The following is a 24,879-nucleotide window of genomic DNA, read 5'->3' on the forward strand; positions in this document are numbered from 1 at the left end:
GGAAACAGTAGAAAACACCGCTGTTCGTTCTCTTATGGCACGTTAAATATGGTTAATGGTTAACGTTGTCGCAACAATCAGGGGAATGCACACGGGGGAAGTCTTTATTTTTGGGGTTCAACATTGTAAGCCGTTAGAATGAAGTTTCCACTACGCAGTTTTTGTTTTTTTTCAGCTTTGGTTTTTATCGTCTCCTGCAGCAGTACCGAGCGGAAGCAGGAAGCGCAACAGCAAGGTCCACGCGGTGGAGGACAGCGTCCGCCGGTTCGTGCCGAAGCCCTCACTGTTACCACCACGACGCTCCTGAACAATATCGATGTCCCCGGAACCATTGTGGCCAATGAAGCCACCGAAATTCATCCCGAAGTCGCCGGACGGATTACAGGCATCTACTTTCGCGAAGGCGCAATGGTCGGCAAAGGCTCCACCCTGTTCAAATTAAACGATGCCGACCTGCAGGCGCAGTTGCGGAAATTGCAGGTGCAGGAACGCATTGCACACCAAAACGAAAACCGCTCGGCGGAACTTCTGAAGATCGGCGGCATCAGCCGGCAGGATTACGAGGCCACGCAACTCCAGGTGAGCAACACGGCTGCCGATATTGCTATCACGCAGGCACAGATCGCCAAAACAGTTGTACGGGCACCGTTCAGTGGTAAAGTTGGTTTGCGGTTGGTGAGTGTCGGCGCCTATGTCAGTCCCACGACGATCATGACGACCATCAGCCAGGTAGGGCAAATGAAGATCGACTTTACCGTTCCGGAGAAATACATCCCGCAGATCAAGAATGGCCAGTTTGTCAATTTTACCGTGGAAGGAAATGACCGGACCTACGCAGCCCGGGTAGCGGCAACGGAATCGAACATTACCGAAAACACACGGACCTTGCAGGTGCGGGCTATCGTGCAGGGCGAAAATGCCGGTCTGACTCCCGGTGCGTTTGCAAAAGTGAAACTGAGTTTCGAACCGGATCCCAATGCATTTGTTCTTCCTACGCAGGCCGTCATTCCGCAGGCCAGGGGCAAGAAAGTGTTCGTTTACAACGGTGGCGTGGCAAAGTTTGTTGATGTCACAACCGGTATTCGCGACTCATCGACCGTACAGATCACCAGCGGCCTGAAAGTTGGCGATACGGTGCTGCTGACCGGTTTGCTCAGTCTTCGCCCCGATGCCAAAGTGATCCTGACAAAAGTGAACGGGAAACCCATAGCCAACGAACGGCCGACTGCCGATACAACGAAACCAGTAAAAAAATAAGGCATTCACCCAATGCCAAGCCCGAGGTGTTATGAATATTTCAGAAATCAGTTTAAAGCGGCCTGTCCTGGCGATCGTCATGAACATCATCATCGTGGTGTTCGGCGTGATTGGTTTTAAGTTCCTGGGCGTACGGGACTATCCCGCCATCGACCCGCCCAATATCAACGTCTCCACGTCGTATGGCGGTGCCAACCCCGATATCATTGAAACGCAGATCACCGAGCCGCTGGAAAAAGCCATCAACGGGATTGCCGGGGTGAAAAACATTACCTCCAGCAGCAACCAGGGCCGCAGCAATATCAACGTGGAATTCGACCTGGGCATCGACCTGGAAACCGCGGCCAATGATGTGCGGGACAAGGTGTCGCAAGCACAGCGTTCACTTCCGACAGACCTGGATGCACCACCCGTCGTTTCAAAAGCCGACGCCTCTTCCGACCCGATCATTTCCATGACGGTACAAAGCAATACCCGTAACCAGTTGCAGGTAACCGAATATGCCAACAACTTTTTGGTAGAACGCCTTCAAACCATTCCGGGTGTGAGTGGCATCCAGATCTGGGGTGAAAAGCGGTACGCCATGCGCATCTGGCTCGACCCGCAAAAACTCAGCGCTTACAGCCTTACGCCTGCCGATGTGCAGGCGGCCCTGCAGCGGGAGAACGTGGAATTGCCGAGCGGCAAGATTTCGGGCAGCAATACAGAATTGATCGTCCGCACCTTCGGGCAACTGAACACCGAGGAAGAGTTCAACAACATAATCATTAAAAGCAGCAACGGCGGCGATATCCGGGTCAAAGACATCGGCGAAGCCGTGCTAGGACCCGAGAACGAAGAAAGCTCGCTGAAAGAAAGCGGTATCCCGATGATCGCCATGGCCATCATTCCACAGCCCGGCTCGAACTATGTCGAAATTTCAAATGAGTTTTACCGTCGACTGGATCAATTGAAAAAAGAGCTTCCCTCCGACTTCACCCTGAACATTGCCCTCGACCAAACGAAGTTTATCAAAAACTCCATTTCGGAAGTAGAAGAAACCCTCATCATTGCCTTTATCCTGGTGGTGCTGATCATCTACCTGTTCTTCCGCGACTGGGCCATTGCCCTGCGTCCGCTGATCGACATCCCGGTTTCACTGATCGGTGCCTTCTTCATCATGTATGTCTGCGGCTTTACCATCAACGTGCTGACGCTGCTGGCCATCGTTCTGGCAACGGGCCTGGTGGTGGATGATGGTATTGTGGTCACGGAAAACATTTTTAAAAAAATGGAGCAGGGCATGAACAAGTGGCGGGCTGCTGTGGAAGGCTCCAAGGAAATTTATTTCGCCGTGATTGCCACGTCCATCACGCTTGCCGTGGTGTTTTTGCCCATCATCTTCCTGCAGGGATTTGTGGGACGCCTGTTCCGTGAATTTGGTATCGTGGTGGCCGGTGCGGTATTAATCTCCGCCTTCGTATCGCTGACACTGACACCGGTACTGAACGTCAAGCTGACCAAGAGCGTACACAAACATTCGTGGTTTTACCAGAAGTCCGAACCTTTTTTTCGTTGGATGGAAGACAGTTACAAAGCAGCGCTGAGCGGCTTTATGCGGGTCCGCTGGTTCGCTTTCGTCATCATCGTCATTTGCGGTGCCATCATCTATTTTATCGGCGGTTCCATTCAGTCCGAACTGGCACCGATGGAAGACCGCAGCCAGTTCCGTTTGCAGGTGACCGCACCGGAAGGGGCCTCTTACGAATACACCGATGCCTTCATCGACAAGCTGACCAATCTTGTCCTGGATTCCGTTCCGGAAAAACGCACGGTGATGTCGCTGACTGCTCCCGGTTTTTCCAGTGGTGCAGCCAATACCGGTTTTGTACGGGCCACACTGGTTGATCCGAAAGAAAGAACCCGCTCGCAAAAAGAGATCGTCGCCATCATCAACCGCAACCTTCCAAAATTTTCCGAGGGCCGTGCGGTGGCCATTGAAGAACAGACCATCCAGCAAAACCGCCGTGGCGGACAACCGGTGCAGTTTGTCATTCAAAACAACGACTTCGAGAAAATTGCGGCCGTGTTGCCGAAATTCCTGGAAGAAGCAAGTCGCAGCAATGTGCTGGTAGGTGCCGATGCGGACCTGAAATTCAACAAGCCGGAATTGCGCATCTCGGTAGACCGCCTAAAAGCGGCACAGCTGGGTGTGTCGGTAGAAGATATTTCCAACACGCTGAACCTTGCGCTGAGCAACAGGCGTCTTGGCTATTTTACCAAGGAAGGAAAACAATACCAGGTGCTGGGCCAGGTGGCCCGGTCCGACAGGGACGATCCGAATGACCTGAAGAGCATCTATGTCCGCAACAATGCCGGGCAAATGATCAGCCTCGATAACCTGGTCAGCTTCCAGGAAGCAACGACACCGTCAACGATCTACCACTTCAACCGTTTTAAATCGGCTACAATTTCAGCAGGCCTTGCGCCAGGCAAAACAGTTGGCGAAGGTATCGCTGCCATGCAAAGCATTGCCAAAAAATTACTTGATGAAACCTACACCACCTCGCTTACCGGTTCGTCGCGTGATTACGCGGAAAGTTCGAGCAATGTGGGCTTTGCTTTTATGCTGGCGCTGGGGCTGATCTTCCTGATCCTGGCTGCGCAGTTCGAAAGCTTTGTCGATCCACTCATCATCATGATTACCGTACCGCTGGCGATCGCCGGTGCCCTGCTTTCACTATGGATCTTTAACCAGACGTTGAATATCTTTTCCCAGATCGGAATGATCATGCTGATTGGTTTGGTAACCAAGAATGGCATCCTGATTGTGGAGTTTGCCAACCAAAACCAGGAAAAAGGAATGGAGAAAACCGAAGCCGCCATTTATTCGGCCTCGCAGCGTTTGCGTCCCATCCTGATGACCTCACTCGCCATGGCGCTGGGTGCGATGCCCATTGCGCTGTCGCTGGGTGCTGCCGCCACCAGCCGCATCCCGCTGGGAATCGTGATCGTGGGTGGTATTATCTTTTCGCTGATCTTAACCCTTTTTGTGATACCGGCCATGTATTCTTACCTCTCCTCAAAACACAAGAAGAACGAGCTGGAAATGATGGAAGAAGAAAAGGAACACTCTAAACTGGAAAATGCACGCTACTAACATGATGAAGAAAGGTTTTGTTTTGATCGGGATCGCACTCGGAATGTTTGGCAGGGTCAGTGCGCAGCAGGACTCTCTGACAGTAGAACAGGCCGTGGCCTATGCGTTGCGGAACAATTACGCCATCATGCTGGCAAAACAGGATTCTGCCGTAGCGGCCATCAATTACGAATACCGCAATGCCGCTTTCCTGCCGCGTCTCAATGCAACGGGAACGGCTCTATTTTCGAACAACAACCAAAAACAAACCCTGGCCGACGGTTCTGAGAAAAACAGGACCGGCATCAGGTCAACAAACCTCTCCAGCGCCCTGAACCTGAGTTGGACGGTCTTTGATGGTTTCCGGATGTTTCTGTTACGCGATCAGATTGGCATTGCCGTCAACCAGGGAAACCTCCTGATCAAAAGCACCGTCATCAACACGGTCGCAAGCGTGATCAACACCTACTTCGATATTGTTCGGCAAAAACAGCAGTTACGCAATGTGGACGAGCAGTTGCAACTGGCTGCCGACCGTTTGCGCCTCGCACAGTACAAATTCGATATTGGTGCAGGCATCAAGCCCGATGTGTTGCAGTCGCAGATTGATTTGAACAATAGCACGGCCGCCCGCCTGAACCAGCTGGCATTGATCGACCAGCGCAAACAAACCCTCAACCAGTTGATGAACGTGGCACCGGCCACCGATTATAAAGTGAGCGACACCATCCCGGTGCAAACGGACCTGGTGCTTGGGAACCTGCTGAGCAATTTTTCACAGTCCAGCCCAGACCTTCAGTTGGCACGAACCAATATTGAATCAGCCGAACTGGCCGTACGCCTGGCCAAAACGGCCCGTTACCCGACCGTGTCGCTGATCTCTGCTTACAACTTCAACCGCACCAGCAACAACCAGGTGATCAACCAGTTTTCGCCACTGTTTAACCTGAACCACGGGTGGAACTGGGGTATCTCAGCCACCATCCCGATCCTGAACAATTTCACCGTGCGACAGCAGATCCGCCAGGCCCAGTTGGCAGTGGATTTTCAGAACCTGCAGTACAAAAGCCAGGAGCAGTTGCTGAATACGAATTTGCTCAATACCTACAGGGGCTACGATGCCCAAAAGCAAATTGTGACCACCCTGGATACCAGCGTTGGCCTGGCAAGGGAAAATCTCTATATCGAACGGGAACGCTATCGCCTGGGCCGCACCACCTTTATTGAACTGCGGCAGGCCGAAGAAAATGTGTCGACAATCCTTACAAACCTGATCAATGCCCGCTACAACTTGAAGGTTGCAGAAACAGAATTGCTACGCTTGAGAGGAGAACTGGTGAAATAAGGCAGGCATTTGGAGTTTGGTGTGATTACCTTTACCGCTGTTATCCCCCAAAGCAAAATCACGCAAATTGACTACAATCCTTTTTAGAATAAACTGAAAGAAAGAGAGACAGATGGTACAACCCCAAACACCAAACACCAAACAGCAAACACCCTTAGCTGGTATTATCATGGGCAGCGACAGCGACCTGACGATCATGCAGGCGGCGGCCGATATCCTGACCTTTTTCGAAATCCCGTTTGAACTGACCATTGTTTCGGCCCACCGTACACCACAGCGCATGTTCGACTATGCGTCGACAGCGAAAGCCCGTGGACTGAAGGTAATTATTGCCGGAGCCGGTGGCGCAGCACACCTGCCCGGGATGGTCGCTTCATTGACGCCACTGCCCGTGATCGGTGTTCCGGTAAAGAGCAGCAATTCCATCGACGGCTGGGATTCCGTGCTGTCCATCCTGCAAATGCCCAACGGCATTCCGGTAGCAACCGTGGCGCTGAACGCCGCGAAAAATGCAGGTATCCTGGCAGCCAGCATGATCGGCGCTTTCAATTCTGAAATCGGAGAAAAAGTGCAGGCCTACAAGCAAAGCCTGAACGACGAAGTGCTGGCCAAAGCGGAAAAGCTTAAAGCGGGTGGCTGGGCGAACCAGTTTGACTCAAAATCGTAAATACCTGCTCCAGCGCTGGCGAATGCCGCAGTAACTCGGCAATAAAAGCCGCCCCCCACTTGGCATAAAAGCCACTGAAGTTCTCCACCCGTTCCTGTAGCCCATTTCGAGGAAAGAGTGTTTCTTTCAAGGCCTGGATCTGGCGCTGCTGATCGGCAAATTTACGTTTCTCGGCCCGCAGCATCTTCTTTTCCAGTTCCTGGAGTTCCTTCAGCGATCGCGTCCTGATTGCGGACACATATTGTGAGAGGGTTTGGTCGATGGTTTCGGCCTGTAAACGGAGCTGCTCGTACAACGCTTCTGCCTTTTCAAAATTTCCGTTGAGGGAAACAGAATTGCCCGATTGCCGGGTCACGATCTCTTTCATCAAATCGTCGTCGGATTGGAAAAGATCAGCAGCCGACAGTCCGATTTTTTTTAACCGTTCCTGCCATTTTTCCTCCACGATCAAAAAGGAATTGCGCAGCACAAGCACAGGATAGGGCACACCGTAATGCCGGAAAATATCCTGCAATTGCAACCAGTAGGCCGTTTCTCCTCCCCCTCCAATAAAAGCCAGATTGGGAAGGATGGTCTCCTGGTAGAGTCCGCGCAGAATCACGTTCGGGCTGAACCGTTCCGGGTGGCTTTCCAATTCCTGTTTCAGTTCGTCTTCTGTGAAGCTTTTATCCGTGTTGAGAACGTAGAACCGGTCCTCCCTTTTTTCAATGCGTTCCCGGATGTTTTCATACAAGTAAAACAAATTGATCTCGCGGGGATAGGCCTGCACTTTGTAGTGCTCATCCAGCCTGGCAGACGTCTGTTCCACCAACAGGGAAGATGTGTTTTCGAAAATATCTTCGGCGAACACGTTTTTCATGAGGCCTTTCAACGAAGGATTGTCCGGGATCAGCACAACCAGTCCCCATTCTCCGTACAATTCGTTAACCAATTCGAACGTGGCATCCTGGATGGTGCGACCGGTCGTGTAACATTTGCGCAGCATGGCCACAACCTCTTTACCAAAAGGCTCGTAAACCAACTGCCCTTCCAGTTCATCGATCAGTTGCAACAGCGTCTTGTCCACCTTCATGCGACCGACCGCGCCTTTTTGTTCTTTTTTCCACTCGATCTTTTTACCATCCACATAGGTGTGGTTGAGTTCTGCAAAATCCGCGTCCTCAGATCCCATGTAGTAGACCGGCACAAAATGATTCGCCGGGAATTGCTCTTTCAGAAAAGTGGCGAGTTTGATCGTGTGAAGGACCTTGTACACGAAATAAAGCGGACCGGTAAACAGGTTGGGCTGGTGTGCCGTGCAAACAGTAAATGTGGCCGGATTGAGCAGCGCATCAATATTTTCCTTCACGGCCTGCGAGTGTTCCAGTATCGCATATTGCTCTTTTAGCACCTGCACCAGGACCGGGCGGTTAGTTGGATACTGCTGCCGCTCGGCGAGCATTTTTCGCATGCCGTCAAGATCGGGGCGGTTTGAATAAAATGGACGAAGCGCATCGGCGCCGTTTAGGTAGTCCAGAACAAGTCGGGAAAAGCTGTTGGTTTGTTTGTAGGGAATATGCTGTGCAGCAAACATGGGGTAAAAGTAATCAAGAGTGTGAGATTCGTCACCAATCGTTTTGGCGTTAACACATTCTTCACGACCCTGTTTTCCCTTCGTTTCAGTAAAGGAACCAGGATGGATTGAATAAAGAAGGCAGGCGATGCGCCGCCTTTTATTTGTACCGGAAGCGTTGTATTGTACGTATCGGCAAACCAATCCATTTTTCTGAATTGGTAGCGAAACGGAAAGAAAATAACAAAGGTGAAGTCCGTTAAGAGCTTCACCTTTTTACAACAGGAAATATCACCTGTTTGAATGAAGCAGCTTGCGCTGCCTTACGATTGGAAGTAAAGGTATAAACTTTATGAATGCATCCGCTCTTTTTTTGCCAGTAATTCTTCCACCGTTTCGCGGTACATTTCGTCCGGTACGCAGCAGTCAACGGGGCAGACCGCCGCACACTGCGGTTCTTCGTGAAAACCCTGGCATTCGGTGCATTTTGTTGGCACAATATAATAGGTATCCACAGCGATCGGGGCATTGCGCTGGCCAGCGTCCACAACGGTACCATCGATCAGGGTAAAACTTCCTTTGACATCCGTGCCATCGGCAATCGCCCATTCCACACCGCCTTCATAAATCGCGTTATTGGGACACTCCGGTTCGCAGGCGCCGCAGTTAATACATTCTTCTGTGATCTTTATAGCCATAACATTTCTTTGCTTTTAAAGTGAATTAGTTTTGCGACAAAAATAATCTGCCAACATGAATTTACAAGAAAGAAAGGAAATACTTGTGCGACTGGGCAACTACCTCCGAGCCGCAGACGAAGACTGGCAGCGGGCAACAAAAAAAGCATCGGCAGAAAACGCCTGGTTTACACCTGAATTCATTGCACTTTCCGTCAATAATATCAGCCGGCAATTCCTGACCGAACAAAGCCTGCAGGACCTGATTGATCGCTATTCCATTCCTTCGGACAATCCATCCCCTAAAAAAGTCGGGATCGTTATGGCGGGCAACATTCCGCTGGTGGGATTTCACGACCTTCTCTGCACGTTCCTGACAGGACATTATGCTGTTATCAAACTCTCGTCGAAGGACGCGGTGCTGATGCGGTTTATGGTGACTAAATTAATCGAATGGAATGCCGCTGCGGCGCCTTATTTCACGTTTGGCGAAATGCTCAAAGGCTGCGATGTCTACATTGCCACCGGCAGCAACAATACGTCCAACTATTTTGAATTCTATTTTGCCAAATACCCGCACATTATCCGGAAGAACCGCACGTCGGTGGCCCTGCTAACAGGACAGGAATCAGCGGTTGAGCTGGAACAACTGGCCGATGACGTGTACCAGTTCTTCGGGCTTGGCTGCCGGAATGTGACCAAAATTTTTGTACCGGAAAACTACAACTTCGAGCCCCTGCTCGAGGCTTTTAAAAAGTACAACGACCTTGCCGATCACCAGAAATACAAAAACAATTACGATTACAACCTGGCGATTTACCTGTTGAACAAGCGTTATTTCATGAGCAACCAAAGCTTGCTCCTGGTTGAAGACGCGTCGCCTTTTTCCCGGATCGGCGAACTGCATTACGAATACTACCAGGACGCCGAAGCGGTGCGGGAAAGGCTGTCCGGCGATGAGACGATTCAGTGCGTTGTTGGCCGCGGGGACGTGCCCTTTGGCAAGGCCCAGCGCCCCGGAATTTGTGATTTTGCCGATGGCGTTGACACCGTCCAATTCCTGCTGAATTTACAGTGATAAAGAAGTACGAAAGTCTTAGTAAATAAATGTTAAACTGTTTTACCGGTTTAGCAAAGCGACTGCCAATACGTAAGTTTGGATGTGAAGGCATACTATTTGAACCATATAAATAACTCTCTAATTGACGAACTATGAAATTCAGACAAATCTTACTCACCGTGGCCATCAGCGCTGCTTCTGCGTTGGGTAGCATTGCGTTGTACAATCATTTCAGCAATAACAAAGTGGCGGCAATTGGTTCTGCCCAAAACGGCTACCCTGCCAACTATGCAGGCTATTTTGACGGAAAGAATTTTACCCCGGCCGACCCGATCGACTTTACAAAAGCTTCCAGCACCGCCGTACCGGCAGTCGTTCACATTAAAACGAAAATCCCGGCCAAGAAAATCTCGAACGACCTCCCCCGCCGCCGCAGCATGCTCGACGATTTCTTCGGCGACATCTTTGGCGACATGGGACCCAACATCGTTCCGGAGCAACGGGCTTCGGGCAGTGGTGTCATCATTAGTGAAGACGGTTACATCGTAACCAACAACCACGTGATCACCAACGAAGCCAATGGCAACATCGCCGACGAGATCACCGTGACGATGCACAACCGCAAGACTTACAAGGCCAGGGTCATCGGCCGCGATCCGAGCAGCGACATAGCGGTGCTGAAAATCGACGACAAAAACCTGCCATACCTGATCTATGGCAACTCCGACCAGATCAAACTGGGACAGTGGGTACTGGCGATTGGTTACCCGCTGACACTGGAAACCACCGTGACGGCTGGTATCATTTCGGCAACCGGTCGTACGATCAATATCAACAGTCGCCAAACCAAGCGTGGCGACACGCCTGTGGAATCGTTTATCCAAACCGATGCGGCCGTAAACCAGGGTAACAGTGGCGGTGCGTTGGTGAATACCGACGGTCAACTGATTGGCATTAACTCAGCCATCCTGGCTCCCACCGGAACCTATGCCGGTTATTCGTTTGCCATCCCTGTTAACATCGTCAAGAAAATCGTTGGCGACATCATCCAATATGGCGATGTACAAAGAGGCTACCTCGGGGTGAGTTACATTCCGACAGACGGCCTGAACGAAGAACAGGTGAAAAGCCTGGGGATTCCCACCAACATCGACGGCGTGTATGTTTCGGATGTTTCGCCTGATGGCGGCGCCTTTTCTGCAGGCTTGAAAAAGGGTGACCTGATCACCAAAGTCAACAACGTGTCGGTAACGTCGGGTCTGCAAATGAGTGCGCAGATCGCCGGCTTCCGCCCGGGCGACAAAGTGCCTGTGACATATTTGCGTAGCGGTAAAGAATCCACTGTCGACGTAATCCTGAAGAAAAAAACTGATGTGGTTTCAAACAATATTGGTACAAGGCTCGGTGGCGAGCTAGCGACGCTGGACAAAGCCAAAGCGGCCCGTTACGGTATCGAAGGTGGCGTGGTGGTCAATAAGATCAACACAGACGGCATACTGGCCCGCTCCCGGGTGCAGACCGGCTTTATCATCACCGGTTTGGTAACAAACGAAGGCGAACATGAAGTGAGCAGCGTGGAAGAACTGGGCGATGCGCTACAAAACCTCGTGGGTTCTGTGCGCATAACCGGTGTGTACCCGGGCAACCCCGAACCCTACACCTACCCGCTGAATTTGGGACAGTAAAATAAAAAATTGAATAAAAGAAAAGCCATCCTGAGGATGGCTTTTCTTTTATTCAAAATATTGATGCTGGTACCAAACCGGCACCAGGGCGGAACAATCACGTGCAGTAAAAACGTTTTTTTCTCTTGTCATCCCTCATCGACCATCGAATACGGTTTGATATGATGTATCAAGACTATCCCCTAAAACCAGTTTTTACCTAACCGGCGCAGGCTAATTCCTGCTCGTACCGAAACGTGTTTTTTAATACGAGTTCAGCCCAGTTAAAAATTTCATGTTCTGTGTTGTTGAGTATTTCATCATAGGTCTGCTGGTATACCTGCATGAGTTCACCCAGGCGCTGTTGTGCAAAGCGATTGAACATCTCGACCAGCGGCAGATCTTCTTCAATATTGCCAATCCTGAACCGTTTTGAACACCCATGTGCAATCGGCAACAGGTCCCCGTGCTCATCAATGATCAGTTCCCGGAACAAACAGGAAAAATCGCCTAAATCGCAGGCTGACAGGGCGTCGGCATGAAAACAAAATGCCGGATTATCGCGTATGTGATCGCGATGCAACAGGTCAAGCTGAATGAAAAGTTGTGGTTCGTAATATGTTTTCAGGTAATAATGCGTGATATAGGTTTTCAGCAAGGCTTCTTCCCCAAAGATCATATTTCCAAAACTGGTGCTTGCACGGCCGGCCAATTCAAGCGGGTGTAGATGCAGTAAGGCTGCACCTTTGTCAACGGCGAGACCTGCCAGCCAGGGAAACAATTGCCAGCTATCTGGTTGAACAGTATGAATAAATCCGAAGTTGGGTACATGTGCTTTGACAATATCGACTCCCTCCATCATTTTTTGATACGCTCCCGGCATGCTGCGCATTTCGTCGTGCTGTTGCTCCCGTCCGTCGATGCTGATCGCCACCAGGTTGACATGCCTGAATACACGCTGGGCAGATGCAGACCGTAATAACATGCCATTCGTGGTAATGGAATTAAAATAACCCAGTGCTTTGGAGGCCTGCACAAGTTCCTCCAGCGGACGGTATAAAAAAGGTTCTCCACCCGAAAGGCTGACAACATTGTACCCCATTCCTGCTCCTTCTTCGAGGATGCGCAAAATGGATTTTACCGAAAGTCCTTCTTTGTATTGCGGTGCGGAAGACGAATAGCAGTGTTTGCAAAACAGGTTGCATTTCAGGCTTGGGTGAACCTGGATAATTTTAGAAACCCTGCCTTGCGGCAGGGTTTCGGCAGGCGTTTCTGTTCTCATACTTGTGGCATTTGTGAACGGATGTTTTGGATCGTAAGTTTCACCTGGAAAAAATCAGGCTTTGGAATGCCTTTGCGGAGGATGTCTATCCCTTTGAATCGCTCATTCAGGATTAGTTTGTTCAGCGTGTTGGTTTCAGCGATGGGAACGTGCGCCTGAATGATTACCTGCTCAAAGGCAGGAATTCCAAGGATCCACCAATCGACGATCTTAAATCCGCTACCGACAGACGCCGCAATGGACTTCGAAAGTTCGGATAGTTGTTCTTTGGTCATGTTGGCAGCTGCCAGGTGAGAGATCAGGTCCTTTTCAAGATCGACTGCAGTTTTACTTTCCATATTTGTTGTTTTAATGGTGAAAAATAACCGTCGGAAAGCATTCTTCGGGTAAGGAACAACAGTAAAACAAGGGCAGCAGAACGGTTCAAAAAAATACGGAACAGCAGTTCTCTGTAAGGGTTTTGTTTTCAAAGCGGGAACGACGATATGCACTAATATCAGCCAAGAAAATTAAACTTTTTTCACATATTTAAAGATTAAATTATTTTATCTGGCTTGCGATTTTTTCCAACAGCATCAAAGGGCTACAAAATGGCATTTATCACCAGGTCCACCAACTCACCGATCTTGTTTGGTTCCAGCCAACGGGCGACAATAACGAGATCGTGCTCGCTGTCCACCACGACAAAATTTCCCCCAAATCCCTCGGCCGCGTATACCGACTTCGACCGTTTTCCCAGGTGGTTATCGCCGTTTGTCCACCACAGGAGTCCATAGGCTTTGTTTGCCGCGGAGGGCTGTGCCACTGAAGCTACCCAGTGTGGTGAAAGCAGTTGCTTGTTCTTCCATTTTCCGTTCCGGGCAAACAGCAATCCAAATCGGGCATGGTCGCACGTATTAATAAACAGTCCCCCACCGAAGTGACCGCCACCACTGACCGATTGCATCATCTGGCCGTCCATGTTGACAAAAGAATTTTCGTAACCATACCAGCGCCAGGTGGAGGAGGCACCAATCGGGTCCATTATCAGCTCGCGGAGGACTACCGGCAGCGGCTTTCGCCATACCTGCAGCAACGCATAGGCAGTTAAATTGACCCGTACATCGTTGTATTTAAAAACAGTTCCCGGTTCATTCAGCTTACGGGCCTTCCAGTCATCGATTCCACCGGTTCTCGGTGGTCGGTCGGCCCAATCGCATACGTCAAACAGGCAGCCCGACCAGTCGGATGATTGGGTCAGCAAATGCCGCCAGGTGATCTTTGCATTGTGGTCTCCTTCGAACTTGCCGTCCCACACATAGTCGGCGACCTTGTCATCGATATTTCTGATTAGCTTTTGATCAACGGCCAATCCGGCAACGGTAGAGAGATAACTTTTGGTTGCACTAAAGGTCATGTCTACCCGTTTTACATCTCCCCACTGTGCGACGATGTAACCGTTCTTTATGATTAGCCCGGCCGGCTTTCCCCGCTCCCGCATCGGTCCCAGGATTCGATAATCCGGTTCATGTGCATTCACTGCATAGGCTTTGATATTGGCAAGGCGCAGATCGGTATCCATCTTCACTTCATTTCGAACAGCAAAGCGCACAGCGCTGTCCAGCAGTGTGGCATTCATTTTTACCTCTTCGGGCTTTTTGACCTTCCAGCTTGAGTCGGGGAAATAAAGGGTTTGGCTATGAACTGCCTGCAGTTGAAGAAAAAGAGAAGCGAGAAAAATGAAACCAAGTTTCGAACGAAAACGCATGACCAGTTGGGTTTGTGGTTAAAGATAGTTTTCACGAAAAGATTTTTTTTGCAATTCTTCCATCGGAAGATTTTACAAACGGCAATACCTATTTTTTCAACAGGATGATAATTACTGAACCGGCAATCATGATGACGGAACCGATCATTTTTTTTCGAATCTCGGTTTCCTGGAAAAGCCGGTTACCGAGCAAGACACTGACGATGACGGAGAGCTGAAAAAGGGACAGCGCATAGCCAACCGACATGTGGTCAAAAACATAATTGGTGGTGAATTGCATGGTGCCAATGCATGCCACAAGCAACGTGTAGCTGCCGGCATGGGCAAAACCAATCTTCCGAATTTCTCTTGCCGGGTTCAACCGGTAAACCAGGAGAAGAATGAAAGAAAAGACAGCACCAAACCAGCACCAACTAAAAAAAGCGATCGTTGGCGATGACGCCAAGATAATTTTTTTGATCAGCACCGCTTCGATCGCTGTCAGGATCATGGCCCAAATACGGTATTGAATTTCGCTTTTCCGGAGCAGCGCCCAGGAGAATTTTTCATCTGTCGTATCCAGCACGAAGTAGCTGCCGTAAATGATCAGGACAATTCCCAGGACACCCCATACATTCGGCATTTCACCCAGTAAAATAATTCCCACTATAATACCGACGACCGATTTGTAAGCATTGATCGGGCCCAACACAGACAAGGCCCCTTTTTCCAGCGCTTTTACCAGGAAGCCGTTGCCACTGGCGCCGGCAATACCGGCCAGAATCGAGTACAGCCAGAATTCCCGGGGCAGCGTTTGCCATTGCACACCAATGGCCGTCAGAATGCAGATGACCGACAACAGGAAGTAGGTAAGAAAATTGACCGCCAGCGGATGGTTGCCTTTTGCGGTCAGGTTTTTTTGCACGACATTGCCGACCGGGTTGGAGAGAATGCGCAACAGGACAGCAAAGGCCGTCAATATCGTTTCAATCAATGAAAGAGTTTTAGAAGGATAGCAAAATTAGGAGTCGGAGTTTTTGCAGGATTGACAAAATAAAAAAGGGATGGAAACCCATCCCTTTTTCGTTAGAAAGCTCCGGTGTACTTCCGTTTGTATTTTTCGTACAACTGCGTTTGCTTGTTGTCCAGGTTGATCTCCCGTCCCTGGATAAGTGCTGTTGTCACCTGGTTTGTCTTCATGTCGAGGATGTCGCCTTCGCTGATCACGATATTGGCGTCCTTACCCACTTCAAGGCTGCCGGTTTTGTCGGCAACGCCCAGGATTTTGGCGGCATTGAGCGTGATGGCCGCAAGCGCCTGCTCTTTGGTCAGCCCATAGGCAGCGGCCGTCCCTGCATTGAACGCCAGGTTCCGTCCGCGGGTTTGGCCATCTTCATCGTTAATAGCGAAGAGCACACCTGCCTTTTGCAGGAGAGCCGCGGTTTTGTAAGGCTGGTCCACATCATCATCCGGCAGGATTGGAAGGGCATGCGGCTGGCTCAGGATCACCGAAATGTTGTTTTGCTTCAACAGGTCGGCCACCTGCCAACTGTCTTCACCGCCCACGATCACAGCGTCCAGGTCAAACTCTTTGGCGATATCGATCGCTACCAAGATTTGCTTGACAGTGGTTGCATGGATATAGAGCTTTTTCGATTTGTCGAACAGCCCTTTGACAGCCTCATATTTCAGATTGGTAGCTTCGGGCTTGCTCACGGTGCTGTAAGCTTTTGCCTGCCGGAGAAAGCTTTTGAATTCATCGATTTTATCCAGGCCCTCTTTTACCGGGTCGGTTTCTGCTGCAGCGCCGGCCCTTCCACCGCCGCCAAATCCGAAGCCGCGGGGACGTGCCATCAGGGAAGGCACATTAAAGTGGACGCCGTTGTCGATTTTCACCGCTGCATCTTCCCAGTTCCAGGCATCGAGTTGCACAACGGACGACTGGCCGCTGAGCATACCGCCTTCGGGTGTAATACTGGCAAGCAGAATGCCGTTCGGACGAAGGGTGTTGATCACTTTTGAATCGGTATTGTAAGCAATGATGGAACGAACATTCGGGTTCATTTCACCGATCTCCCGAACATCCGAACTGGCCCGAACGCTGTTAACTTCCACCAGGCCAAGATTGGTGCTTGAAAGAATCAGTCCGGGGTATACATGTTTACCCTGTGCATTGATGGTTTTTGCATTGGCGGGGGCGGCAACGTTCGACCCGATGGCTGAAATTTTTCCGTTGGTCACTACCACGGTGGCGTTGTTCAACACCTGCCCGTTCCCCACATGCACGGTGGCATTAGTGATCACAACGGGTTGAACCTGTTTCGGAGCCGGTGCAATGTTTTCCTGTGCCTTTACAGTCACCAGAAAACAAATGGCGGCAAAACTTAAAACTATTTTTTTCATGAATGACTGTTTAATTGTTTTCTAATTGGATGGCATCGATAACAAGCAAACCATGATTATGGAAATGCTCACCGCAGGACTGCATCACCTGGTAGCTGGGTTGCACCGGTGAGACCGGCATACCGCTGCGTTTCTCGCTGTTCATTTTGCGAACGATGCGCATGCGTTCTGCTGCAACCTGCTGCTCCATTTGCCTGTCTTTCTCTCGGTCGAAATATATTGTACCATCCACAATGGTATAAAGGGATTTTGCGTAGATGCTCAAAGGGTTGTCGCTCCACAGCACCACGTCTGCATCTTTCCCTACTTTGATGCTGCCCACTTTGTCTTCGACGTGCAGCATTTTTGCGGGATTGATCGTAACCATTTTCAGTGCATCCACTTCACTCATGCCGCCGTACTTCACGCTTTTTGCAGCTTCCTGGTTCAGGCGGCGGGCCATCTCCGCGTCGTCGGAATTGATGGCAACGTTTAAGCCGGCCAGTTGCATCAGGTAGGCGTTGTACGGAATGGCGTCGATCACTTCCATTTTGTAGTTCCACCAATCGGAGAACGTCGAGGCGTTGGCACCGTGCAGCTTCATTTTATCGGCCACTTTATAGCCTTCCAGAATGTGCGTAAAGGTGTTGTAGTGGTAACCCATTTTATCAGCGATGTGCATGGCCATGTTGATCTCGCTTTGCACATAGGAATGGCAGGTGATAAAGCGCTTGTTGTTCAGGATTTCCACCAGGGCATCCAGCTCCAGGTCCCTTCTGGGCGCAAAACCTTTTTTGCCGCCGGCTTCCCAATCCTTCCATTCTTTTTGGTATTCATGCGCACGGGTAAAGGCATCTTCCAGGACCTGCTCCACACCCATGCGGGTATCGGGATAGCGGTTTTGCTGACCGGCGATGGCAGGCGTGCGTTTTACGTTTTCACCCAGGGCAAACTTGATCTGGCCGGTCCAGCCTTTGAATTTCAGACCTTCGTCATCGGCGCCCCAACGCAGCTTGATCAACTGTGTTTGTCCACCGATCGTGTTGGCCGAACCGTGAAGGATATGAGACGTCGTCACACCGCCGCTCAACTGGCGGTAGATGTTGATATCGTCCGGATTTAAGTTGTCGGCAATGCGCACTTCAGACGTTACACTCTGACCACCTTCGTTGATAGAAGCCGCCGCAATGTGCGAATGCTCGTCGATGACACCAGGAGTGAGATGCTTGCCGGTTCCATCGATCACCCGTGCACCATTTTCCGACAAATTCTTTCCGATGGCAGCGATCTTTCCGTTTTTCAGCAGTACATCGGTATTCTGCAGTATGCCTTCTTTTTCGCTGGTCCAAACAGTAGCATTTTTTACCAGGATGGTTTCCTGTTTTGGTGCCTGGGCTTCTTCCCAGCCATACGGCATGAACGGATAGGTCACTTTGCCCAGAACCAGTGGCTTTTTGCGGGCACTGTCCATCCGTCCTCTTGCGCTGTCGGCCGCAGCAAATGCCGCTGTCCAGGTAATGCGGTTGCCGGCGCTGTCTTCGCCGTAGCCACGCCATTCGTTACCGCTCACGGTGCCGGTCAGGCGAATATTGGCTTCCCCCCTTCTCTCCGGTGCCACGTTGATACGCACATTGCGACCATCATAGTAAAAGCGAGACGTTACCGTATCGCGGCCACGCAAGGCAATCGCGGAAGAAGGGGTTTTGAAATCAAGCAAATAATTGACTGGGCCCGAAGATGTATTGACCACCACGTTGTAGCGGCCACGCATTTCGTTGTACACTTCGTCTTTTACGTTGTGTTTTTTGCCCTGGATCCAGTTTTGGTAAATCGTGGTTTTCTCGGCGAAAATCGGTCCGCTGGTGACGAGGAAGTTCGCCAGTTTACCAGTTTCAAGACTTCCCACCTGGTTGCTGATGCCCAGAACTTCTGCAGGTGTCTTGGTCAACGCGGTCAGGGCTGCTTTTTCTGTCAGGCCGTAGTTGATGGCCGTGCGAAGATTGGTCAGAAAACTTTTCTGATCCCGCAAGTCGGCCGCGGTGAGGCAAAACGGAATGCCGGCTTTTTCAAAAGCAGCAGGATTGGTTGGTGCCAGTTCCCAATGTTTTAGATCGGTCAGCGAGACAAAACGGGCATCGGCCGGATCTTCCACATCCTGTGCCTGCGGGTAGTTCAGGGGAAGAATGAACGTGGCCTTGGTTGCTTTGATATCATCCAGTCGCTGGTATTCATTGCCGCCGGCTTTAATGATGTATTGCACGCCGGCTTCATCGCCGATGCGGTCGGCACGAAGGTCGTTCCACTTATCATTTGCTTCAAAAACCTGTGGCAGCTTTTGGTTTTCACTCCACGCCTCGAGACTGATGTTCACGCCTTCTTTCGCCGGGTGGTTTTTATACCACTGTGCATCCAGGTAAGTTTGTCGAAGAAGCGCAATGCTACCCATAATTGAGCTGGGATAGCTTTGCGTGGATGAACCTTTGTCGAACGAATAATGGGCTGATGCTCTTTCTTTCAGCATGGCCAGGTTTTCGTTTTCATCGGCCAGTGTTACCACGGCGCCTGTGCCCCGTGCAATTCCGTCTTTCACATGGGTCAGCACCGTACCGAAACCAAGATCACGCAATGTTTTGGCTTTGGCAGGATCGGCAGCAAACAACTTAAATGTCTCTACCTCTGGACGAACGGCCTGGTTCCAGCCATAAGCTCCTTTCGTGTTCGAAGCAAGTTGGGCCTGTCCAAAAAAATTGAAGCCTCCTTGGCGAGGTTGCTGTGCTGGGGTACCATAATCGCTGTAGATGTCGATCAAAGAAGGATAAATGTATTTGCCGTCGGCTTTGATTTCGATGGCGCTTTGCGGCACCTTCAGGCCCTGGCCGATGGCAACAATTTTCCCGTCTTTGATGATCATTGTTCCGTTGGTGATGGTGGTGTTGGCATCTTTCACAATGGTGGCGCCGGTAAACGCATAATACGTGTACTTCGGATCCGCAACGTCATTCTGCGGAAACGTTTCCTGCGCTTTGCTCACCATGGAAAATGCCAGCACGCCACAGAACAAAAGAAATTGTCTGGTTCTTCTCATGTTTGCTTGCTTTTAAATTACTTTGTAAAATATAGAGTGTTAAAGAGGGGCTAAAATAAAGACTTTTTCAGATGCAGCTTTCGAAATTGATCGACCATACCACGTTAAAAAACGTTACAACCACCGGTGATATTGACAAGATTTGCAGTGAAGCGCTGGAATATGGTTTTGCTGCCGTGTGTGTCCCTCCTTATTTCGTACAGGATGCTAAAAAACTCGTTGGTGGTTCCGCGGTAAAGGTCGCCACCGTTATCGGCTTTCCGTTCGGCTATCACCATTACAAGACAAAACTGGAAGAAGCCCGCTTAGCGATAGAGGAAGGCGCCGATGAACTGGACATGGTGATGAACCTGGCCGCATTCCGCAGCAACGACCTGGCCTACGTAGAGACCGAGGCCGAACAGCTATCGCGGCTGACAGCCGAAAGCGGGAAGATATTGAAAGTGATTATTGAAAGCGGCATCTTAACAGACGACGAAATCATCCGGTGTTGTGAATTGTACAAACATTTCCCGGTGCAGTTTCTTAAAACGTCTACCGGTTACGCCGAAAGAGGCGCCACAGTGGAAGCCGTCCGCCTGATGCGCGAGCACCTTCCTTCACAAATCCAAATCAAAGCCAGCGGCGGAATAAAAACAGCAGAATTTGCGAAGCAACTGGTCGATGCGGGTGCAACGCGTCTTGGGTGCAGTGCCTCCGTTGCGATCGTCAAAGGCGAAACCGGTAGCGGCAGCTATTAACAGTACCGAAACAAGTGGAAGCGTATTTTTGAACCTGACCCTTTCAATGAATTGTGCATGAAAAAGCTGGCCCTCGTTATCGCGTTATTTGTTTTAAAAACATCGTTTGCACAAGACAGCGTTTTGCTCACCGGCCCCGCCGTGATTGTACATTCCGACCCCCGTGCCGACATGCTGGCAAAAAAGCAGGCCGAGATCAATGAACGGTCGAGAAAAATAACCGGACGCACCATGCGTGGTTACCGCCTGCTGGTGCTGAACACCAACAACAGGGATGAAGCCATTGCCGCCAAAACAAAAATTTACACGCACTTCCCGGAACAAAAAGCGTATCTCACTTACCAGTCACCTTTCTTCAAATTGAAAGCGGGTAACTTTAAAACAAGAGACGAAGCCAAACGCTACCAAAGCCTGATGAATACCATGTTTCCCAAAGGTGTGTTTATTGTCAGCGACATCATTGAAGTGGCACCGGTGAAGGATCCCGACGAGCAGGAATAGCGGCTCCCTCACCTCGGCCTTCTCCTCATGGAGAGGGAACCACAACACACAGGGCCAGTTTAAGCAGGATTCTTTTCTATACTAGAGATGCCATCCCTTGAAGGGATGGCATCTCTTTTTGCCCGGCCGTGTTCCGAACGCTGAAGAGTGCGACGCAACAGGTGTTCAATCGACGTTCTATCGCTGGTACCACAAAAATATTCCGCTCCTACGAAGCTTTATTCTTCCCTCTAGCCTTTTTCTACTAACGCGATGCCCCCACCATGGCAAAGAAAAGCTGTTGGCGAAGACGCCGAACGGCAGCAAAAAGCCTCCACCAAAATGCATGATGAAGGCTTTAAAATATCGTGCAAAAGCAAGGGTCTGTGTAAATGCCACTCCCTCCTTTGGAGGGCAGGGAGGCCTTTAATGAAACTCGTGTCCCATTTTATCACGCTTGGTTTGCAGGTAGCGTTCGTTGTGCGGATTGGGATCAACTTTAATGGGAATATTATCGACGATCTCCAGGCCATAACCGATCAGGCCCACACGCTTTTTGGGATTGTTGGTGATCAGCCGCAGTTTGCAAATACCCAGGTGCCGCAGGATCTGTGCTCCCACGCCGTAATCACGCTGATCGGTCTGAAACCCAAGGTGAAGATTGGCTTCCACGGTGTCCATGCCTTCTTCCTGCAGGCGGTAAGCCTTGAGTTTATTCAGCAGGCCAATGCCCCTTCCCTCCTGGTTCATGTAAAGGATAACGCCTTTGCCTTCATTGTCCACCATTTGCATGGCCTGGTGCAACTGCTCGCCACAATCGCAGCGCAGCGATCCCAAAATATCACCCGTGAAGCAGGACGAGTGCACCCGCACCATGACAGGTTCCCCGGGTTCCCAGGTACCCTTGATCAGGGCCAGGTGCTCGTTGGAAGAATTTTTTTCCTGGAAGGCCACGAGTTTAAAATGACCATATTTCGTGGGCATGTCCACCCGTACAATTTCATCAATCAGCGAGTCTCGCTTGATGCGGTACTCGATCAGGTCTTTGATGGAAATAATCTTGAAATCAAATTTTTCGGCAATCACCCGCAGTTCCGGCAGCCGGGCCATCGAGCCATCGTCGTTCATGATTTCCACCAGCACGCCGGCCGGCTCGAAACCTGCCAGGCGGGCCAGATCGACCGTGGCTTCGGTGTGGCCGGCCCTGCGTAATACGCCACCTTTTTTGGCAACCAGCGGAAAGATATGCCCGGGTTTTCCGAGGTCGGCCGGCTTTGTTGCCGGGTCAATCAGCGCCTGTATCGTTTTCGCCCTGTCGTGGGCCGATATACCTGTTGTGCAGCCATGCCCCAGCAGGTCTACCGAAACGGTAAATGCTGTTTCGTGAAGTGCCGTATTGTTGTTCACCATCAGTTCAAGACCCAGTTCCTTGCAGCGTTCTTCCAGCAATGGCACGCAGATCAGCCCACGGCCATGTTTGCTCATGAAATTGATCACTTCAGGGGTCACGTTTCGTGCGGCGGTGATAAAGTCACCTTCGTTCTCGCGGTCCTCATCGTCCACCACGATCACCATTTTGCCGGCCTTGATGTCTTCAATGGCACTTTCAATACTATCCAGCATAAAAAATCTTTGTGCAAAGGTAAGCCGAAGTCATGCTGCAAATGCGGTGCAGCATGGTTTTAAGATTTGGTTACGGCTGTAAAAAAGAATGGTTTGGCGTTTACAACAACCGTCTTGAAGACATCGCAGTGGCATACCTGCATCCTCACCAGCGCAAGCCTGGTGCGAATGCCAAACCGGAATTGGCCTTAGTGAAAATCCTGCTGGTCATCAATCGCGTCAAAAAGCATTTGGGTTGCCAGCGGCGGCAAGGCCCACAGCAGGAAGTGCGGCAGCGCTTTGCTCCAGGTGGCAAGATCGTGGCGACCTTCCTGGTCGTTGACATAACAAATGTCGCTGCCGTTTTCGTAGCCGATGGTTTCCAACTCCCGAATCAGGTCGAGGGTATCGTCGATGGAGTCGATCACACCATTGTTGTTGCGGTCGGCTGTCTCGTCGAGCGAACCGGTCATAAAATAAAAACGCCTGCCGGCATGGTAGCTTTTTTTCCGAATAACCTGGTGAATGATGCGGTGCCGGTCGTCATCGTATTCATCGTGCAGATCCCTCGACCGCCACCAAAGCGAACCGGAAAAAACACCGGCAACGGAAAAGACATCCGGGTAGTTCCACAACGTGTCGATTGCGGACAGGCCTCCCATGGAAAAGCCAGCAATCATCGTTTGGCGGTATTGTTCGACACCGTAATGCAGGTGCAGAAACGGCAGCAGTTCTTCCACCAAAAATCGTTGATAGGCATTCGCCTTTTTCCCCCGGCCGGCAAAGTCCAGGTTTTCGGCTGTTCCGTATTCGTCGATACGGTCTTTGTTGCAATGCACGCCAACACAAACGACGGGAGCTATCTGGTTTGTTTCGAGCAAACCATTCAGGAGCGGGGCAAACTGCATTTCATCAAGATTTTGCCCGTCGTTCAACACAAGCAGCGACAGCGAAGAGGGCCTGGCAATTTGTTTGGGATGGTAGACATCAACGATGACATACCGTTTTAGAAAATGTGAGGCAAGGGCTTTTTGTTCTACCAGGATAGTGGATAACTCGTCGAGAAGCATAAGGCCAAATATAAGTGCAGCGACAGAATTGCCCGGAGTTGGCGTGGCAAAATATTTTTTGTGGCTTTATTTTATATTGTATTTTTTGACCCTGATTAGGACATTAAACCCAGCGACATGAAAAAGATTGGCATTCTCTTCGGCCAGGAACGCAGCTTCCCCATGGCATTGATCGAGCGGATTAACAGCAAAGGTGTCGAAGGCATCACGGCCGAACCGGTACGGATCGATAAGGTGATGCAGGGAGAGCCGTCCGGCTACGCGGTCATCATCGACCGGATCTCGCAGGATGTCCCGTTTTACCGCACTTATTTGAAAAATGCCGCCATGACAGGAGCCGCCGTCATCAACAACCCGTTTTGGTGGAGTGCCGACGACAAATTTTTCAACAACTGCCTGATGGTGCAGGTTGGCGTACCGGTGCCCAAAACCGTTATTCTCCCCTCGTACGAAATGCCTACCGACACCAAAAGCGAATCGTTTTCCAACTTGGCTTATCCACTCGACTGGCCGGGCATTTTCAATTATGTTGGTTTCCCGGCCTACATGAAGCCTTATGCCGGGGGCGGCTGGAAAAACGTCTACAAGTTGAACAACATCGAAGAGTTTTACGAGAAACATTCGGAAACGGGTCAACTGGTCATGCTGTTGCAGGAGGAGATCATATTCGAAGAATACTATCGCTGTTATTGCATCGGCTGCAAGCATGTCCGCATCATGCCTTACGAGCCGCGTAACCCGCATCACCTGCGGTACCAGGCTGCATTCTCCCCATCGCAGGAACTGCTGAAGCAAATGGAAGAAATCGTGCTGCGCATCAACCATGCATTGGGGTATGATTTCAATACGGTGGAACTGGCGATCCGCGACGGTGTGCCCTATGCCATCGATTTTGGCAATCCTGCACCCGATGCGGAACGCAGCAGTGTGGGAGAAGACAATTTTGAGTGGGTGGTGGAGACCGCCGCCAACTATGCGATTGAAAGGGCACAGGCACAATTGGAAGGACAAGACAACCTGACCTGGGGCGAATATGTGAAAAAGAGCGCCACCTCAAATGGCCTTCCGGATAGCGGCGTTTAGCACCGGACTGCTGTTGTACAACTACCAATAAACTTCCTGGAAAAACATGTAACCCCGCATGCTGATTGCGTGAATCAGGCAGCATGACC

The 24,879-nt window shown here is 50.6% G+C and carries 19 protein-coding genes; 9 read left to right on the forward strand and 10 right to left on the reverse strand.

Going from position 1 to position 24,879, the window contains the following annotated elements:
* Positions 1–138 precede the first annotated feature (138 nt).
* The 4 genes from D6024_RS19790 (at position 139) to purE (ending at position 6,387) form a co-directional block, all read left to right on the forward strand.
* Positions 139–1,257, forward strand: coding sequence for an efflux RND transporter periplasmic adaptor subunit (locus tag D6024_RS19790; protein ID WP_121356496.1), 1,119 nt, complete (start codon positions 139–141; stop codon positions 1,255–1,257).
* A 31-nt stretch (positions 1,258–1,288) separates the two neighbouring features.
* Complete coding sequence (locus D6024_RS19795; RefSeq protein ID WP_121356497.1) at positions 1,289–4,396, forward strand: efflux RND transporter permease subunit; 3,108 nt, start codon at positions 1,289–1,291, stop codon at positions 4,394–4,396.
* A 1-nt stretch (position 4,397) separates the two neighbouring features.
* A complete protein-coding gene (locus tag D6024_RS19800; protein WP_162944897.1) occupies positions 4,398–5,720 on the forward strand; it encodes a TolC family protein in 1,323 nt (440 codons plus the stop codon).
* A 112-nt stretch (positions 5,721–5,832) separates the two neighbouring features.
* On the forward strand, positions 5,833–6,387 hold the full coding sequence (purE, locus tag D6024_RS19805; protein WP_121356499.1) for a 5-(carboxyamino)imidazole ribonucleotide mutase: 555 nt from the start codon (positions 5,833–5,835) through the stop codon (positions 6,385–6,387).
* Here purE and bshC read toward each other — a convergent pair.
* A complete protein-coding gene (bshC, locus tag D6024_RS19810) occupies positions 6,344–7,960 on the reverse strand; it encodes a bacillithiol biosynthesis cysteine-adding enzyme BshC (protein WP_121356571.1) in 1,617 nt (538 codons plus the stop codon). The two genes, purE and bshC, sit on opposite strands and share 44 nt — an antisense overlap.
* 329 nt (positions 7,961–8,289) lie before the next feature.
* Entirely contained in the window at positions 8,290–8,637 is a 348-nt protein-coding gene (locus tag D6024_RS19815) for a 4Fe-4S dicluster domain-containing protein (protein WP_121356500.1), read from the reverse strand.
* A gap of 55 nt (positions 8,638–8,692) precedes the next feature.
* Here D6024_RS19815 and D6024_RS19820 point away from each other — a divergent pair, with 55 nt between their 5' ends.
* Entirely contained in the window at positions 8,693–9,694 is a 1,002-nt protein-coding gene (locus tag D6024_RS19820; protein WP_121356501.1) for an acyl-CoA reductase, read from the forward strand.
* 134 nt (positions 9,695–9,828) lie between these two features.
* Positions 9,829–11,361 carry a trypsin-like peptidase domain-containing protein gene (locus tag D6024_RS19825; RefSeq protein WP_121356502.1) on the forward strand — a complete coding sequence of 511 codons (1,533 nt, stop codon included), beginning with the start codon at positions 9,829–9,831 and terminating at the stop codon, positions 11,359–11,361.
* 199 nt (positions 11,362–11,560) lie between these two features.
* On the opposite strand, the gene D6024_RS19830 is transcribed toward D6024_RS19825, so the two are convergent.
* The 6 genes from D6024_RS19830 to D6024_RS19855 all read right to left on the reverse strand — a co-directional run bounded on the left by D6024_RS19830 (position 11,561) and on the right by D6024_RS19855 (position 19,815).
* Complete coding sequence (locus tag D6024_RS19830; RefSeq protein ID WP_121356503.1) at positions 11,561–12,622, reverse strand: radical SAM protein; 1,062 nt, start codon at positions 12,620–12,622, stop codon at positions 11,561–11,563.
* Positions 12,619–12,960, reverse strand: a complete 342-nt coding sequence (locus D6024_RS19835) for a hypothetical protein (RefSeq protein WP_121356504.1) — start codon at positions 12,958–12,960, stop codon at positions 12,619–12,621. Before D6024_RS19835 ends, D6024_RS19830 begins: the two co-directional genes overlap by 4 nt.
* Positions 12,961–13,205: 245 nt before the next feature.
* Positions 13,206–14,369: a serine hydrolase domain-containing protein gene (locus D6024_RS19840; protein WP_121356505.1), complete on the reverse strand. Its 1,164-nt coding sequence runs from the start codon at positions 14,367–14,369 to the stop codon at positions 13,206–13,208.
* A gap of 88 nt (positions 14,370–14,457) precedes the next feature.
* A complete protein-coding gene (locus D6024_RS19845; protein WP_121356506.1) occupies positions 14,458–15,342 on the reverse strand; it encodes an EamA family transporter in 885 nt (294 codons plus the stop codon).
* Between the two features lie 92 nt (positions 15,343–15,434).
* Complete coding sequence (locus D6024_RS19850) at positions 15,435–16,751, reverse strand: amidohydrolase family protein (RefSeq protein ID WP_121356507.1); 1,317 nt, start codon at positions 16,749–16,751, stop codon at positions 15,435–15,437.
* Between the two features lie 10 nt (positions 16,752–16,761).
* Positions 16,762–19,815, reverse strand: coding sequence for an amidohydrolase family protein (locus tag D6024_RS19855; protein ID WP_121356508.1), 3,054 nt, complete (start codon positions 19,813–19,815; stop codon positions 16,762–16,764).
* Between the two features lie 71 nt (positions 19,816–19,886).
* Between D6024_RS19855 and deoC the strand changes: the two genes are divergently transcribed.
* Together deoC and D6024_RS19865 are read left to right on the forward strand one after the other, a co-directional pair.
* Entirely contained in the window at positions 19,887–20,555 is a 669-nt protein-coding gene (deoC, locus tag D6024_RS19860; RefSeq protein ID WP_121356509.1) for a deoxyribose-phosphate aldolase, read from the forward strand.
* A 57-nt stretch (positions 20,556–20,612) separates the two neighbouring features.
* Positions 20,613–21,056, forward strand: a complete 444-nt coding sequence (locus D6024_RS19865; protein WP_121356510.1) for an SPOR domain-containing protein — start codon at positions 20,613–20,615, stop codon at positions 21,054–21,056.
* A 405-nt stretch (positions 21,057–21,461) separates the two neighbouring features.
* On the opposite strand, the gene D6024_RS19870 is transcribed toward D6024_RS19865, so the two are convergent.
* Together D6024_RS19870 and D6024_RS19875 are read right to left on the reverse strand one after the other, a co-directional pair.
* The gene (locus D6024_RS19870) at positions 21,462–22,658 is read right to left on the reverse strand and encodes a bifunctional 3,4-dihydroxy-2-butanone-4-phosphate synthase/GTP cyclohydrolase II (RefSeq protein ID WP_121356511.1); all 1,197 of its coding nucleotides are present in this window, start codon (positions 22,656–22,658) and stop codon (positions 21,462–21,464) included.
* Between the two features lie 188 nt (positions 22,659–22,846).
* Positions 22,847–23,707, reverse strand: coding sequence for an alpha/beta hydrolase (locus tag D6024_RS19875; RefSeq protein ID WP_121356512.1), 861 nt, complete (start codon positions 23,705–23,707; stop codon positions 22,847–22,849).
* Positions 23,708–23,824: 117 nt separating this feature from the next.
* On the opposite strand from D6024_RS19875, the gene D6024_RS19880 reads away from it, so the two are divergent.
* The gene (locus tag D6024_RS19880) at positions 23,825–24,790 is read left to right on the forward strand and encodes an ATP-grasp domain-containing protein (protein ID WP_121356513.1); all 966 of its coding nucleotides are present in this window, start codon (positions 23,825–23,827) and stop codon (positions 24,788–24,790) included.
* The last annotated feature ends 89 nt before the right edge of the window (positions 24,791–24,879 follow it).

The sequence above is a fragment of the Flavisolibacter nicotianae genome, from assembly GCF_003628535.1.
GTDB lineage: Bacteria > Bacteroidota > Bacteroidia > Chitinophagales > Chitinophagaceae > Flavisolibacter > Flavisolibacter nicotianae.

Coding starts and splice junctions, on each gene's coding strand:
- D6024_RS19790 (WP_121356496.1), top strand. CDS start 139: ATGAAGTTTCCACTACGCAGTTTTTGTTTTTTTTCAGCTTTGGTTTTT.
- D6024_RS19795 (WP_121356497.1), top strand. CDS start 1,289: ATGAATATTTCAGAAATCAGTTTAAAGCGGCCTGTCCTGGCGATCGTC.
- D6024_RS19800 (WP_162944897.1), top strand. CDS start 4,398: ATGATGAAGAAAGGTTTTGTTTTGATCGGGATCGCACTCGGAATGTTT.
- purE (WP_121356499.1), top strand. CDS start 5,833: ATGGTACAACCCCAAACACCAAACACCAAACAGCAAACACCCTTAGCT.
- bshC (WP_121356571.1), bottom strand. CDS start 7,960: ATGTTTGCTGCACAGCATATTCCCTACAAACAAACCAACAGCTTTTCC.
- D6024_RS19815 (WP_121356500.1), bottom strand. CDS start 8,637: ATGGCTATAAAGATCACAGAAGAATGTATTAACTGCGGCGCCTGCGAA.
- D6024_RS19820 (WP_121356501.1), top strand. CDS start 8,693: ATGAATTTACAAGAAAGAAAGGAAATACTTGTGCGACTGGGCAACTAC.
- D6024_RS19825 (WP_121356502.1), top strand. CDS start 9,829: ATGAAATTCAGACAAATCTTACTCACCGTGGCCATCAGCGCTGCTTCT.
- D6024_RS19830 (WP_121356503.1), bottom strand. CDS start 12,622: ATGAGAACAGAAACGCCTGCCGAAACCCTGCCGCAAGGCAGGGTTTCT.
- D6024_RS19835 (WP_121356504.1), bottom strand. CDS start 12,960: ATGGAAAGTAAAACTGCAGTCGATCTTGAAAAGGACCTGATCTCTCAC.
- D6024_RS19840 (WP_121356505.1), bottom strand. CDS start 14,369: ATGCGTTTTCGTTCGAAACTTGGTTTCATTTTTCTCGCTTCTCTTTTT.
- D6024_RS19850 (WP_121356507.1), bottom strand. CDS start 16,751: ATGAAAAAAATAGTTTTAAGTTTTGCCGCCATTTGTTTTCTGGTGACT.
- D6024_RS19855 (WP_121356508.1), bottom strand. CDS start 19,815: ATGAGAAGAACCAGACAATTTCTTTTGTTCTGTGGCGTGCTGGCATTT.
- deoC (WP_121356509.1), top strand. CDS start 19,887: ATGCAGCTTTCGAAATTGATCGACCATACCACGTTAAAAAACGTTACA.
- D6024_RS19865 (WP_121356510.1), top strand. CDS start 20,613: ATGAAAAAGCTGGCCCTCGTTATCGCGTTATTTGTTTTAAAAACATCG.
- D6024_RS19870 (WP_121356511.1), bottom strand. CDS start 22,658: ATGCTGGATAGTATTGAAAGTGCCATTGAAGACATCAAGGCCGGCAAA.
- D6024_RS19875 (WP_121356512.1), bottom strand. CDS start 23,707: ATGCTTCTCGACGAGTTATCCACTATCCTGGTAGAACAAAAAGCCCTT.
- D6024_RS19880 (WP_121356513.1), top strand. CDS start 23,825: ATGAAAAAGATTGGCATTCTCTTCGGCCAGGAACGCAGCTTCCCCATG.